Raw genomic sequence first — 14,136 nt, forward strand, 5'->3', positions numbered from 1 at the left:
TTGTTGTAGTTGTGGCAACAGGGAATGGGTCAGGCAACGGATCGAATCGGTAACTCTGAACGGGTGGGCAAGCCTTCCATATCGCCACGGCTCTGCACGGCGCGGCTGCCGATCCAGTTGCCGCGCTGCACCGCCTCGGGAAAGCTGAGGTTTTCCAGCAGGGCGCTGATCATGCCCACGGCAAAACCGTCGCCGGCGCCAACGGTGTCGACCACCTTGTCCACTCGCACGGCGGCGATGAAGCCCTGGTCCATCTGGGTGCGGTAATAGGCGCCGTCCGGGCCAAGCTTGATCGCCACGGCTTCGGCGCCTTGGTCGAGGTAGAACGCGGCGATATCGGCCGGGTCATCGAAGCCGGTCAGCAGGCGACCTTCGCCCAGACCCGGCAGGACCCAATCGGCCAGGCCAGCGAGGGCGTTGATTTCACGGATCATCGTCTGTTGGTTGGCCCACAGCGATGGGCGCAGGTTGGGATCGAACGACACGCTGCGCCCGGCCTTGCGCATCTGGGTCATCAGCTCGGCGGACAACTCGCGGGTGGCGGCGGACAACGCTGGCGGAATGCCGGTGGCATGCAGATGGCGGGCTTGCAGCAGGGCAGGGCTGATGGCTGCGACGGACAAGTGGCTTGCTGCCGAGCCTTTGCGGAAATACTCGACCTGAGGGTCATCACCCGTTTCTTCACGGGACTTGAGCTGAAAGCCGGTGGGGTGCAACGGGTCGACCGCCACATGCCGGCAGTCCAGGCCTTCTTTGTTCAAGGTATCGACCACAAAGCGCCCAAGGGAGTCATTGCCGACCCGGCTCAGCCAGGCCACGTTGAAGCCCAGGCGTGACAGGCCAATGGCGACGTTGCTGTCCGCCCCGGCAATGCGCTTGTGAAACTGCGCCACTTGCGCCAGGTCGCCGGTCTGTTCGGCGACGAACATCGCCATGGTCTCACCAAACGACAGGATATCGATCTCAGACATGGGCATTCTCCACACGCGGTTGGCCAAGGATGGCGAGGGCGGCAATGTGCCGGGTGGTGACCTCGACCAGGTCATCGCCTTGCAGCGGGAATTCCACCGCCCGGGTAATCCCTTGAGTCATATGCTTGAGCAGTTGTTCCCACAGATGCAGGTCGGTGGCGCCCGGCGGCACAGCGACCAGCTTGCCGTCCGGGCGCCGGGCCACGGCCTTGCAGTGCAGGTAATCCACATGCCGGCCCAGCAGGCGTGCAGCGGTTAGAGCGGATTGGTCCTGCCATTGCCAGTTGCCGATATCGAAGGTCATCCTTACCGGCAGGCCCAGGCGTTCCACTTCGGTGAAAAAGCGCTGCATGGGTTCGATGCGGCCGCCGTGCAGGGTCTGGTCGTTCTCTACCAACAGGCGGACCGGGTGGCGGTTGAGCAGGGCGTGCAGGCTTTCCAGGTCGTTGGTGTCGGTGAAGTAGCCGAGGGAGACTTTCAGCCAGCGTGAGCCAAACGCCTGCGCCCGATCCAGGGTGGCCGCGAGTTCGGCATTCGCTTGGGCGCGACCGGCGACCCACAGTTCCAAAGGCGATGAGAACACCGACTTCAAATCCTGTTGCGCTGCTGCCTGGGCCAGTTCGGTGGGCTGTTCGTCCGTTAAAAGCTCTTCGCGCCACTCGATGCACTGGGCGCCGGCGGCGGCGAGGACTTCGACGAAACTAAGCTGGCCCTGCTGACGTACCAGCTCGGCGCCGTAGCTGGAAAGGCTGATGGAGACGGGGTATTTATGCATTGTTGTTTACCTCTGAAACCGGTTTCATTTTTGTTCAAAATTTTTTAGAGGTGCCGGGTCGAGCCACGGACGATCAGCTCGGGCAGGAAATCCAGGGTACGTGTTGGCTCGGTATCGCCGCGCAAGCGCTTGAGCAGGCAATCAAATGCCGTTGCACCGATGGATGCGGTCGGCTGGGCGAGGGCGGTAATACCCGTGCCTACCAGCGGGTACCAGTCCAGGTCATCCAGGGCGATCAGGCCGATGTCGTCGAACAGGTTGCAGCCAAGCTTTTTAAGCGCTCGGGTGCAGGCCAGTGCGGCGACGCCGTTGGCGCAGAACAGAGCTTTGGGGCCAGGCTTTGCGAGAAAGGCCTGCAGGTGTTGTTCCAGCGTGTCATCCAGTTCAAGCACCGCGCCGGTCAAGCCCGGACGGTTGCTTATTTCAGCCTTGAAACTGTCCAGGCGCTCCAGGCGCGAACTGGTGCCATCGGTGGCTTCACTCACCATCAGTACATCGCTATAACCCTGTCGCTCGAGGTGTTCCACGGCCATGCGCACCGCCGCCGGGTTGTCCAGGCCCACCAGGTCGCTGTGCAGCGGCTCGACCTTGCGGTCCACCAGCACCAGGGGCATTTCCCGTTGCAGTTCCAGCAACTGGTCCAAGTGATGGCCGAGGGTGTTCACGATCAGCCCTTCGATGTTGTAGGAGCGCAGCGCAGCCAGGTGCTGGCGCTCCTGTTCGTCATTGCGGTCAGTGTTGCACACCACCAGGCTGTAGCCGTGCTGGCGGCAGGCAGTCTCGGCGCCGTGCATCACGGCAATGGAATAGGGGTTGCGGATATCGGCCACCAGCATGCCGATCAGGCGCGTGCGCCCGCGTTTCAAGCCGCGGGCCATCTGGTTGGGGTGGTAGCCGAGTTCGTCAATGGCCTGTTCGATGCGCAGGGCGATGGCATCGGAGAGCAGGGCGCGGTCGTCGCCGATAAAGCGCGACACACTGGCCTTGGATACGCCAGCGCGCTCGGCGACGTCGAGCATGGTCACGCGGCTGCGCTGGGCGGCGGAAAAGTTGTTCACGGTCATCGACCTTCTTTTCTTATTGGAATGACTGAAACCGGTTTCAGGAAAACACTAAACCAGCAAAGTCGTCAAGAAGATGCAGGGCAAGGCCAGATGATCGGTACGTTCAGACCAGCACACCCAACCAGGTCGCGGCCAATAGCAGCAGGGCCATACACTGGTTGAAACGTTGCATGGCCGTGGCCGAACGAAACACCCGTGAGGCGCCGGCCCCCAACAGAGCCCAAGTGCCCAGGCAAGGTATCGATATCAGGAAAAACACCAGGGACAACTGCACCACCTGGCTTTGGCGCTCGGCCCCCTGGCCGGCAAATATACTCACCACCGCGAGCGCCATCATCCAGGTTTTCGGGTTGATCAATTGCAGGCTGGCTGCGCCAATCAGGCCGAGGGGCTTTTCGCGGGTATTCACTTCGATGGCTTGAGCGGGTGCTCTGAAGATCTGCCAGGCCAAGTAGCTCAGCCAGGCGACGCCGGTCAATTGCATGGCCGTTTGCACCTTGGGCAAATGCACCAGGGATTGGCCCATGCCGGTTCCCACTAGCAATACAAGGCCGGCAGCCCCGGCGCAGGCGCCGAAAATAATGGGCAACGCGGCTCTCAAGCCATACTGCGCGCTGTTACTCAGTACCAGGATATTGGTAGGGCCTGGTGTGATCGAGGCGACAAAGGCAAACAACATGAACGGCAACATGGCAGGTGACTCCGACAAACCGAAGGATGGCGTCGATCTTCCCGGGCCGGTATGTCATCTGTCTGGAAGATTTGAGCAGCGTTTGCGGTAGGCGGCGGGCGTCAGACCGTAGGCACGCATGAACCAGCGGCCCAAGTGGCTCTGGTCGGCAAAGCCCAGGGCAATCGCGACATCGGCGGGTTGCTCGCCCTTGGCCAGCAAGTGCCGGGCGCGGGCCAGGCGCAGTTGCACCAGGTAGGCATGGGGCGGCAGGCCGAATGCGCTCTTGAACGCACGGGTCAGGCGGAAACGGTCGACGCCGCAGGCCAGGGCCAGTTCGTCCATGCCCACGTCCACGTGCAGATGAGCGTGCAGGTATTCCCGCGCCTTGTGCGCAACCAATGGCAGTCGCGGGTCGTCGCGGTAGCGGGTGCGCCAGTAGAGTTGGCCGGTGAGGCGCTCCAACAGATGGTCCATGGCGCGCTGGCGCACGATGCGCAGTTCGCCGCCGTGCAGGGTCTGGAAGGCCTGGCTGGTCGCCATGGCCAGGCGCGGGTCGCTGGTCAAGGTATTGGCGAAACTCAGTTGGCTATCGAGTGGTGCCTCTTCAAACACCGCGCTCACCTCCCGCGCCAACCACTGCGGGTCGAGATAGAGCATGTGGTAAGTGAAGCCGTCGGCAGTGGGCGCATCGCCATCATGCAGTTCCCCGGGCTCCACCAGGAACACCTGGCCGGGCACGCTGTTGTGGCGGGTACGGCGGCAGTTGAATTGCTGCACGCCTTGCTCGGTCACGCCGATCAGGTAGCTGTCGTGCCAATGCGGGTCGTACGCATGGCCTTCGAAATGCGCGCGCAGGGTCTCGATGCCGGTGTCGGCGTCCTGGGACAGGTCGATCCAATTGTGCGCGGCCATAAAACACCGAGGCGGAATAGGTGAGGTAATTAGCGCCCAGCTGGGCATAAGCGTCTAGAAGGTTTGTGCAGCCTCAACCGAATAAGCCAGCGGCGATATTGATCGAGAACCCCAGGATCGCCGTGTTGAACAGAAACCCGATCAATGATTGACCCAGCACTACCTTGCGCATGCCTCGGGTGGCAACCCCGACATCAGAGGTCTGCACCGCCACGCCGATGGTGAAGGAAAAGTACAGGAAGTCCCAATAGTTGGGGGTCTGCAAACCTTCGGCAAAGCGCAGCGCCGGCTCCTTGCCGTCCCAGGTGTAATAAAGGCGCGCGTAATGCACGCTGAAGATCACCCCGATCAGCAACCACGAACCGATCACTGTCAGCCCGGTGAAACCGTAGTGCAGCAGGCGTTCCGAGGTGGCCAGGTCTTTGCTGCCCACCAGTTCGAAGGTGATGGTTGCCAGGCTGGCGAGAGCGGCGATGCACACCGTGAACAGCACCAGCCCGGCATTTTCATCTTCGATTTCGGCGATGCGCTTCACATCCTCGGCCTTGGCCCGCCGGGTCAGCCATAGCATCAGTACCAGGTAGGTCCAGACCCCGGCATTCCAGCCGATGAGGATTTTGCTGACGACGGTGTCTGCCGGCGCCAGGATGCCCACGGCAATACCCAGCACGGCGGCGGCGGAGAGGCGAGGGTGGGTGCGGGCGAGGAACGGCATGGCGGCTCACAATGAAATGTCTCTGCGAGCACCATAGCGCATTCTTTAGTCCCTGACTGACTGCGTCGAACACTCCTTTTTGTCAGTTGCACGTCCTGGCCATCAAACATGGCGGTTACAGCCGTGCTTATTCAACGTGACGGATGGCGCCGTCCCTGAGTTTGACTGCGGGGTAGTGCGCGACAGGAACCAAGATGGCTTCAAACGTCGCATCAAGCATTTTACGTGTAGGGTCCCACACGAAGGTTATGCTTCCGCTACCGGCATGGCGGGTAGGATAGCCGTACCGTTCGTAGGTGAGCTGCGAAGGGTTGCCAGGACCAACCGGTATGGCTGTTCCACCATTCCCAGGGTTATTGACCGTGATGATGAATTCTCCGGCTGAGTTTCCAGTGCCCGGTGCCTCAATACGCAGCAATTGGCTCGTATGGATTACTGTTAAGTCTTCGCTGACAAAAAAACTGTTTCCAATGCCTACCGCCAGGTACCCGTTGGAAAGCAGTAAGCCTGAGTGTTCGCTCATGGGAAGCTTCTCTTTACTGATCGTTCGGATTGAACAAAGGCACACTAAAACGAAAAAGAACCCTGCGAAACTGTCAACATTGACAGTTTGTAAGGGCTCTTTTCAGTGGGCTTGCGTCGGTTGACGTCAATCAGTCGCGGCGCTTTTTAACCAACTTCATCACCACCACAAAAAACACCGGCACAAACACCACCGCCAGTGTCGCGGTGATCATCCCGCCGATCACGCCGGTACCAATCGCTTGCTGGCTGGCGGAACTGGCGCCGGTGGCAATCGCCAACGGCACCACGCCGAGGATGAACGCCAGCGAGGTCATGATGATCGGGCGCAAGCGCAAGCGCGCAGCCTTCAGGGTGGCGCTCATCAGGTCTTCACCCTGGTCGTACAGGTCCTTGGCGAATTCGATGATCAGGATCGCGTTCTTCGCCGACAGGCCGATGATGGTGATCAGGCCCACTTTGAAGAACACATCGTTGGGCATCCCCCGCAACGCCACGGCCAGTACCGCGCCGAGCACGCCGAGCGGCACCACCAGCAACACCGAGGTGGGGATCGACCAGCTTTCATACAGCGCTGCCAGGCACAGGAATACGATCAGCAGCGACAAGCCCAGCAGTATCGGGGCCTGGGAGCCGGACAGACGTTCCTGCAACGACAACCCGGTCCATTCCTGGCCCAGGCCGGCGGGCAATTGGCTGACCAGGCGCTGGATCTCGTCCATGGCCTCACCGGTACTGTGTCCCGGAGCGGCTTCGCCGGAAATCGCGATGGCCGGGTAGCCGTTGTAGCGGGTCAACTGGGTCGGGCCCTGGGTCCATCTGGCTTCGACAAAGGCGGACAGGGGCACCATCTTGCCGGCGTTGTTGCGCACGTTGATCTTCATCAAGTCCGCCACCTGGCTGCGTTGGTCGCCTTCGGCCTGCACCACCACCCGCTGCATGCGGCCCTGGTTGGGGAAGTCGTTGATATAGGCCGAACCGACGGCCGAGGACAGCACATTGCCGACGTCGGCAAACGACACGCCCAACGCATTGGCCTGCTTGCGGTCCACTTCAAGCTGCACTTGCGGTGCCTCGGCCAGGGCGCTTTCGCGCACGTTGGCCAGGATCGGGCTTTTCGCGGCGGCGGCCAGCAACTCGGTACGCGCGGCCATCAACGCGGCATGGCCGACGCCACCGCGGTCCTGCAGGCGGAACTCGAAGCCGCTGGAGGTGCCCAGGCCGTCCACTGGCGGCGGCAGAATGGCGTAGGCGACCGCATCTTTCAGTTCGCTGAAGGCCATGTTGGCGCGGTCGGCAATCGACGATGCGGAGTCATCGCTGCTGCGCTGCGACCAATCCTTGAGCGTGGTAAACGCCAACGCTGCGTTCTGCCCCGAACCGGAGAAGCTGAAACCCATGATCATGGTGGTATCACCCACCCCAGGCTCTTCGGCGTTGTGCGCTTCGATCTGCTCGGCCACCTGCACCGTGCGGTTCTTGCTCGCACCCGGCGGCAACTGGATATCGGTGATGGTGTAGCCCTGGTCTTCCACCGGCAGGAACGAGGAGGGCAGGCGACTGAACATCCAGCCCAGGCCCACCAGCAATACCAGGTAGATCAGCAGGTAACGGCCACTGCGCTTGAGGGCATAGGCCACCCAGCCTTCATAGCGGTCGGTGAGGCTTTCAAAACGCTGGTTGAACCAGCCGAAGAAACCGCCCTTGGCATGGTGCTCGCCCTTGGGGATCGGCTTGAGCAAGGTGGCGCACAGGGCCGGGGTCAAGGTCAGGGCGAGAAACGCCGAGAACAGGATCGAGGTGGCCATCGACAGCGAGAATTGCTGGTAGATCACCCCCACCGAACCGGCCATGAACGCCATCGGCAGGAACACCGCCACCAGCACCAGGGTGATGCCGATGATGGCGCCGGTGATCTGGCCCATGGCTTTTTTCGTCGCTTCCTTGGGCGACAGGCCCTCGGTGGCCATGATGCGCTCGACGTTTTCCACCACCACAATCGCGTCGTCCACCAGGATGCCGATAGCCAGCACCATGCCGAACATGGTCAGCACGTTGATCGAAAAGCCCAGCAGCAACATGGTGGCAAAAGTGCCCATCAGCGCAATCGGCACCACCAGCGTCGGGATCAGCGTATAGCGCACGTTTTGCAGGAACAGGAACATCACCGCGAACACCAGCGCCATTGCCTCAAGCAGGGTGTAGACCACCTTGGTGATCGAAACCTTGACGAACGGCGAGGTGTCGTACGGGATCTTGTATTCCACATTGGCCGGGAAATAGCGCGACAGCTCGTCCATCTTGGCTCGCACCAGGGTGGCGGTGCTCAACGCGTTGGCGCCGGGCGACAGCTGTACGCTGACGGCGGTGGAGGGCTTGCCGTTGAGGCGCGTGGAGAACTGGTATTCCTGGCTGCCGACTTCCACCCGCGCCACATCGCCGATGCGCACGGTGGAGCCGTCCGGGTTGGCCTTGAGCACGATGTCGGCGAACTCGGCCGGCGTCGACAACTGGCCCTTGACCAGGATCGCCGCGGTGATTTCCTGGGTATTGGTACCCGGCAAGTCACCGATGCTGCCCGCCGAGACCTGGGCGTTCTGCGCGCTGATCGCCGCGTTCACATCGGCCGGCGTGAGGTTGAAACCGATCAGCTTCTGCGGGTCGATCCAGATCCGCATGGCACGCTCGGCGCCGTACAGCTGGGCCTTGCCCACACCGTCCAGGCGCTTGAGCTCGTTCATCACGTTACGCGCCAGGTAGTCGCTGAGCGCCACGTCATCGAGCTTGCCGTCGTTGGACGTGAGGGTCACCAGCAGCAGGAAGCCGGCGGAGACTTTCTCCACCTGCAAGCCTTGCTGGGTAACGGCTTGCGGCAGGCGCGGCTCGACCGCTTTGAGGCGGTTCTGCACATCGACCTGGGCCATTTCCGGGTTGGTGCCCGGTTGGAAGGTGGCGGTGATGGTGGCCGAACCCAGGCTGCTCTGGGATTCGAAATACAACAGGTGATCGGCGCCGTTGAGCTCCTGCTCGATCAGGCTCACCACGCTTTCGTCCAGGGTCTGCGCCGATGCACCGGGGTACACCGCGTAGATCTCTACTTTCGGCGGCGCGACGTTGGGGTACTGCGCCACCGGCAACTGCGGGATGGCCAGCAAGCCGGCCAGCAGGATAAACAGGGCGACCACCCAGGCGAAGATCGGGCGGTCAATAAAGAACTGCGGCATGGCGGGTTATTCCTTTACGAGCGGGCTGTCGTCCACTTCAACTTTTTCACCGGGGCGCGCGTGCTGCAGGCCTTCGACGATGATGCGGTCACCGGCTTTGAGACCGCTGCTGACGATCCAGCGATCGTTGACCACCGCGCCCAACTCCACCGGCTGCTGGCTCACGGTCTGCTCGGCGTCCAGCAGCAAGACCATCGGGATACCGGCGCTGTCACGGGTGATGGCGCGTTGCGGCACGCTGATGCCTTGCTTGTCGACGGCTTGCTCCAGGCGCACCCGTACAAAGCTGCCGGGCAGCAGGTCGAGGTCCGGGTTGGGGAACTCGCTGCGCAGGATGATCTGCCCGGTACCCGGGTCGACGCTGATCTCGGCGAACAGCAACTTGCCCGGCAGTGGGTACAGGCTGCCGTCGTCCTCGATCAGGGTGGCCTTGGCCTGGTCCTGGCCGACTTGCTTCAGGCTGCCGGCACGGAAGGCGCGGCGCAGGTCGTTCAGCTCGCGGTTGGACTGGGTCAGGTCGGCATGGATCGGGTCCAGTTGCTGGATGATCGCCAGCGGCGTGGCCTCGTTCTGCCCGACCAGCGCGCCTTCCGTCACCAGCGCCCGGCCGATGCGCCCGGAAATCGGTGCGGTCACAGTGGCGTAACCCAGGTTCAAGCGGGCGCGTTCCACGGCTGCCTTGTTGGCGGCGACTTCGGCGTTGGTCTGGCGTACGGCGGCGCGGGCGTTGTCGTAGTCCTGGCCGCTGATGGCGTTGCCTTCCACCAATTGGCTGTAGCGCTGCTCCTGCAGGCGCGCCTTGAACGCATCCGCCTCGGCCTTGCTCAGGTTGGCCTGGGCGCTGTCGAGGTCGGCCTTGAAGGGCGCGGGGTCGATGCGAAACAGCACGTCGCCCTGTTTCACGTCATGGCCTTCCTTGAACACCCGTTGCATCACCACGCCGGCGACCCTTGCGCGCACTTCGGCGATGCGCGGCGCGGCAATGCGCCCGCTCAGTTCGCTGCTGATCGACAGGGGCTTGGCTTCCAGGGTTTCGATGCGCACTTTGGCCAGGGGCATTTGCGGCGCTTCGGCGGCGGAGTCGCCACACGCGCTCAGGGCCAGGGTGAGGGCCAGCAGGCAAAATGGCGCAAACAGATTCTTCGACATGCTCTTATCCCAATATTGACTGGCGCATCCTAAAGTCACCTGCGCCGTGGTGCTGTGAAGCTGTGTAGCGGGTCTGTGAAGAAATGTAAGGTGCGGCGCGCGGGGCGCCGGGGGCGTATATCCTTGCACAATCCTGCAAACATGGAGATGCCATGTGGGAGGGGGCTTGCCCCCGATAGCGGTGTAGCAGTCGAAATACGCTTCACTGAGCCACCGCTATCGAGGGCAAGCCCCCTCCCACATGGGATTTGTGTACGACCAACAACTGTATTTTCTGGAAACACCTTTATGCCCAACATCCTCCTGGTGGAAGACGACGCCGCACTCTCCGAGCTGATTGCCAGCTACCTGGAACGCAATGGCTACCACGTCAATGTGCTCAGCCGTGGCGACCATGTCCGTGAGCGCGCACGCCTGAACCCGCCGGACCTGGTGATCCTCGACCTGATGCTGCCCGGCCTCGACGGCCTGCAGGTGTGCCGCCTGCTGCGTGCCGACTCGGCGGGCCTGCCGATCCTGATGCTCACCGCCCGCGATGACAGCCACGACCAGGTGCTGGGCCTGGAAATGGGCGCCGACGACTACGTGACCAAGCCCTGCGAGCCACGTGTACTGCTCGCCCGCGTCCGCACCTTGCTGCGTCGCAGCAGCCTGTCCGAGCCCCAGGTGGCCAACGACCAGATCATCATGGGCAACCTGTGCATCGACCTGTCGGAGCGCACCGTGACCTGGCGCGATCTGGCGGTGGAGTTGTCCAGCGGCGAATACAACCTGCTGGTGGTGCTGGCGCGGCATGCCGGTGAAGTGCTCAGCCGCGACCAGATCCTGCAACGCCTGCGCGGCATCGAGTTCAACGGCACCGACCGCTCGGTGGACGTGGCCATCTCCAAGCTGCGTCGCAAGTTCGACGACAACGCCGGCGAGGCGCGCAAGATCAAGACGGTGTGGGGCAAGGGCTACCTGTTCAGCCGTTCCGAGTGGGAATGCTGAGCCATGTTTCGTGTATTGCTGCGCCTCTACCTGATCACCATCGTCACCTACAGCCTGGCGATCTATTTGATCCCTTCGTTGGTGATCCAGCTGTTCGAACACCGCTACATGAACTACAACATCGAGCAGACCCGCGGCCAGCAAAAGCTGATCGTCAAGCAATATCAGCGGGCGCCGGTAGAGCGTTGGTCACAGGTGACCGAGCAACTGGGCCGCGATTTTGCGCCGCTGAAAGTGCAATTGCTGTTGCGCCAGGACGCCAGCTACACCCCGGCGGAAGAACAGCTGCTGGAGCAGGGCAAGTCGGTGGTGCGCCTGGGCGAATGGGGCTGGATGGAGCAGATCAGCTCGCCGATCAATGAGCAATTCGTGGTCAAGCTGACCATTCCGCCCGACCCGATGGACATGAACGTGCTGTATTGGGCGATCAACGTGCTGATCGTCGCCGCGCTGCTGGCCTGCCTGCTCATATGGCTGCGTCCGCACTGGCGCGACCTGGAACGCCTGAAAAGCACCGCCGGGCAACTGGGCCAGGGTAACCTGGCTGAACGCACCGGTCTTCCGGCCAGTTCCAGCATCGGCAGCCTGGCATCGGTGTTCGACGCCATGGCCGACGACATCGAGCACCTGCTCAACCAACAGCGCGATCTGCTCAACGCCGTTTCCCATGAACTGCGCACACCGCTCACGCGCCTGGATTTCGGCCTGGCCCTGGCGTTGTCCGAAGATTTGCCCGAGGCCAGCCGCGAACGCCTGCACGGCCTGGTGGCACATATCCGCGAGCTGGATGAACTGGTGTTGGAGCTACTGTCGTACAGCCGCCTGCAAAACCCGGCGCAACTGCCGGAGCGGGTCGAGGTGGTGCTCGATGAGTTTATCGACAGCGTGCTGGGCAGCGTCGACGACGAACTGGAAAATCCCGAGATCGTCATCGATGTCGCGCTCGACTGCGCCGTGGAGCGCTTCAGCCTCGACCCGCGCCTCACCGCCCGCGCTTTGCAAAACCTGCTGCGCAACGCCACACGTTACTGCGACAAGCGCATTCAGGTCGGCGTAAAGGTCTGCGCCAAGGGGTGTGAAATCTGGGTGGACGATGATGGCATCGGCATCCCGCTTGACCAGCGTGAACGCATCTTCGAACCGTTCTACCGCCTGGACCGCAGCCGTGATCGCGCCACCGGCGGTTTCGGCCTGGGCCTGGCCATCAGCCGGCGCGCCCTGGAAGCCCAGGGCGGCACCTTGACGGCGTTGGCGTCGCCATTGGGTGGTGCGCGGTTCCGGTTGTGGTTGCCCAGCGCCGGCTGATCAGAGCACCTTGACCGCACGGCCGATCGCCTGGATCGGCCCGGTGGGCTTGCCGGTCGGCGAGCCCTGTGAGTCTTCCAGGGTCAGTTCGAACAGCTGGTTCTGTGTCAGCGGCGGCAGTTGGTCCAGCGGCACCGACAGTGTCTGGCCCGGCTTGACCAGCCCCAGGGACACCGGCCCCTGCCAGCCATCACCTTTGGTCCAGAACTGCAGGGCCTTGTCGCCCGGCACGTCCATCACGCCCAATGGAATCAATTGGATCTGCTGGTCATTGCTGGCCTGGATCACCCAGCCCGGCGCCTGGCTTTGCGGGGCGACCAACACGACCACAAAGCTGGGTTCAAGGACAGGCGGACGCGTCAGCAGCAGCGCGGCGAGGACCAGCGTGGTGACCATCCCGGCACCGGCCAGGCTGCGCCATACGGCGAGCAGGTTCCACCAGGGGGGGCGGGCACTTGCCGTGTGGCGCTCGATGCGTCGCCATAATTCAGCGGAGGGGGGCACGGGCTCCGCCAAGGCGGTCAGCGGCAACAGACGCTGCTCCCAGGCGTCCACTGCGGCACGCAGTTCGGCGTCGTGCTGGAGACGTTGTTCCACCTCGGCGCGCTGTTCGCCGGGCAGGGTGCCCAGCACGTATTCGCCGGCCAGTTCGTCCAGAGGGTTGCTCATGCCATGCACTCCCGCAGCGCGGCGAGGCTACGTTTGATCCAGGCTTTGACGGTCCCCAGCGGGGCGTCCAGTTTCCGGGCGATTTCGCTGTGGGAAAAACCGTCGACATAGGCATGCAGGATGCACGTGCGACGGGTCGGGTCGAGCTGCTCCAGGCAGGTATGGACTTGCCCGGAGCGTGTGCTGAATTCAACAGTGTCGGTGGCTGCGACCTGCTCGTATTCATCGCCCAGCGGCACTTCACGGTAGTGGTTGCGAACCACATTGAGCGCCAGGTGCCGGGTCACGCTGAACACCCAGCCACGGGCCGAACCGCGGCTGGGGTCGAAACTGCCGGCACCACGCCAGATATTGATGAACGCGTCGTGCACGATGTCTTCGGCCAGCGCTTTTTCGCGCACGATGCGCAAAGCCACGCCGAGCAAGCGACTGCTGTCCTGCTCGTAGAGCTGGCGCAAGGCGCGTTGCTCGCCGCGGGCGCAGGCCCGCAGGCAAGCTTCGTAATCAAACACGTGGTGCTCCCCCCCAACGATCAGTATGGGGGGCAGCGTAGCCGACTTTGCTCAGTTGGCCGCCCAGAAGATGTAATCCGCCTGGTATTTCACCACTTCCTGCTTGCCTTTGCTGGCCGTGGTGCACGCGCTGCTCGGCGCCACGCCACCCTTGAGCGCCACGCGCTGGATGTAGCTCACGCCGCTCATTGCACCCTTGCCTTCGGCCGGGTTGGCCTTGACCAGTTGATACGGCAGGTTGCCCGCCCCCGCCGGTGCCACGGCCAACTGCGTGCCGGTGATTTTCGAGCCGTCCTCGGCCTGCCAGGTGGCCGGTGGGCCGAAGTAGGTGCCGACTGGTTTACCGCTGCGGTCGTTCAACACTGCCTTGGGCCCGACAAAAGTCCACTCGGTCTGGCCGGCGGCGTTGGCTTTGTCGCGACACTCGTAGGTGATTTCGCCAACGCCGGTGGTCTCCAGTGCCACTTTGTGGCCGTCCGGCACCTTGATGCTGTCGGGCAGGTCGGCCTGGGCAAAGGCGGCAGGCGCGGCGGCGAGCAGGGCGGTGAGGCAGAGCAGTGCTTTAGCGTTCATGGGTACTTCTCCATTTCAGTGAAACAGCGGGGTAACTGAGAGGACTACCCATGGCCGGCACGATTGGATGCAGCGATTAGAA

14 protein-coding genes are annotated in these 14,136 nt (G+C 62.8%); 2 read left to right on the plus strand and 12 right to left on the minus strand.

From position 1 onward, the window contains the following. Positions 1-29 precede the first annotated feature (29 nt). The 9 genes from BMX59_RS26420 to BMX59_RS26460 form a co-directional block, all read right to left on the minus strand. On the minus strand, positions 30-971 hold the full coding sequence (locus BMX59_RS26420) for a sugar kinase (protein ID WP_093127600.1): 942 nt from the start codon (positions 969-971) through the stop codon (positions 30-32). Beyond that, positions 964-1,746, minus strand: coding sequence for a sugar phosphate isomerase/epimerase family protein (locus tag BMX59_RS26425; RefSeq protein ID WP_093127604.1), 783 nt, complete (start codon positions 1,744-1,746; stop codon positions 964-966). The genes BMX59_RS26420 and BMX59_RS26425 overlap by 8 nt, the downstream gene beginning before the upstream one ends. Before the next feature lie 44 nt (positions 1,747-1,790). Further along, positions 1,791-2,804: a LacI family DNA-binding transcriptional regulator gene (locus tag BMX59_RS26430; protein WP_093127753.1), complete on the minus strand. Its 1,014-nt coding sequence runs from the start codon at positions 2,802-2,804 to the stop codon at positions 1,791-1,793. 109 nt (positions 2,805-2,913) lie between these two features. Next, complete coding sequence (locus tag BMX59_RS26435) at positions 2,914-3,501, minus strand: LysE family translocator (RefSeq protein WP_093127608.1); 588 nt, start codon at positions 3,499-3,501, stop codon at positions 2,914-2,916. Positions 3,502-3,555: 54 nt separating this feature from the next. Next, the gene (locus BMX59_RS26440; RefSeq protein WP_093127611.1) at positions 3,556-4,395 is read right to left on the minus strand and encodes an AraC family transcriptional regulator; all 840 of its coding nucleotides are present in this window, start codon (positions 4,393-4,395) and stop codon (positions 3,556-3,558) included. Positions 4,396-4,468: 73 nt separating this feature from the next. Continuing rightward, the gene (locus tag BMX59_RS26445; protein ID WP_078048145.1) at positions 4,469-5,110 is read right to left on the minus strand and encodes a DUF1345 domain-containing protein; all 642 of its coding nucleotides are present in this window, start codon (positions 5,108-5,110) and stop codon (positions 4,469-4,471) included. A gap of 127 nt (positions 5,111-5,237) precedes the next feature. Further along, positions 5,238-5,633 carry a hypothetical protein gene (locus BMX59_RS26450; protein WP_092249018.1) on the minus strand — a complete coding sequence of 132 codons (396 nt, stop codon included), beginning with the start codon at positions 5,631-5,633 and terminating at the stop codon, positions 5,238-5,240. A 130-nt stretch (positions 5,634-5,763) separates the two neighbouring features. Next, positions 5,764-8,856 carry an efflux RND transporter permease subunit gene (locus BMX59_RS26455; RefSeq protein WP_093127618.1) on the minus strand — a complete coding sequence of 1,031 codons (3,093 nt, stop codon included), beginning with the start codon at positions 8,854-8,856 and terminating at the stop codon, positions 5,764-5,766. Between the two features lie 6 nt (positions 8,857-8,862). Then, complete coding sequence (locus BMX59_RS26460; protein ID WP_058424858.1) at positions 8,863-10,005, minus strand: efflux RND transporter periplasmic adaptor subunit; 1,143 nt, start codon at positions 10,003-10,005, stop codon at positions 8,863-8,865. A gap of 288 nt (positions 10,006-10,293) precedes the next feature. Here BMX59_RS26460 and BMX59_RS26465 point away from each other — a divergent pair, with 288 nt between their 5' ends. Next, positions 10,294-10,995 (plus strand): response regulator, encoded by a 702-nt coding sequence (locus BMX59_RS26465; protein ID WP_092249023.1) that lies wholly within the window; start codon positions 10,294-10,296, stop codon positions 10,993-10,995. A 3-nt stretch (positions 10,996-10,998) separates the two neighbouring features. Continuing rightward, on the plus strand, positions 10,999-12,300 hold the full coding sequence (locus BMX59_RS26470; protein ID WP_092249025.1) for an ATP-binding protein: 1,302 nt from the start codon (positions 10,999-11,001) through the stop codon (positions 12,298-12,300). On the opposite strand, the gene BMX59_RS26475 is transcribed toward BMX59_RS26470, so the two are convergent. The 3 genes from BMX59_RS26475 to BMX59_RS26485 are packed head-to-tail and all read right to left on the minus strand — an operon-like array spanning position 12,301 to position 14,054. Further along, complete coding sequence (locus tag BMX59_RS26475) at positions 12,301-12,969, minus strand: anti-sigma factor (protein WP_093127625.1); 669 nt, start codon at positions 12,967-12,969, stop codon at positions 12,301-12,303. Continuing rightward, the gene (locus BMX59_RS26480) at positions 12,966-13,481 is read right to left on the minus strand and encodes a sigma-70 family RNA polymerase sigma factor (protein ID WP_093127629.1); all 516 of its coding nucleotides are present in this window, start codon (positions 13,479-13,481) and stop codon (positions 12,966-12,968) included. The genes BMX59_RS26475 and BMX59_RS26480 overlap by 4 nt, the downstream gene beginning before the upstream one ends. Before the next feature lie 51 nt (positions 13,482-13,532). Then, positions 13,533-14,054 (minus strand): DUF3455 domain-containing protein, encoded by a 522-nt coding sequence (locus BMX59_RS26485; RefSeq protein WP_092249032.1) that lies wholly within the window; start codon positions 14,052-14,054, stop codon positions 13,533-13,535. Between the last annotated feature and the right edge of the window lie 82 nt (positions 14,055-14,136).

This window comes from Pseudomonas sp. NFR09 (assembly GCF_900111535.1).
Classification (GTDB): Bacteria; Pseudomonadota; Gammaproteobacteria; order Pseudomonadales; family Pseudomonadaceae; genus Aquipseudomonas; species Aquipseudomonas extremorientalis.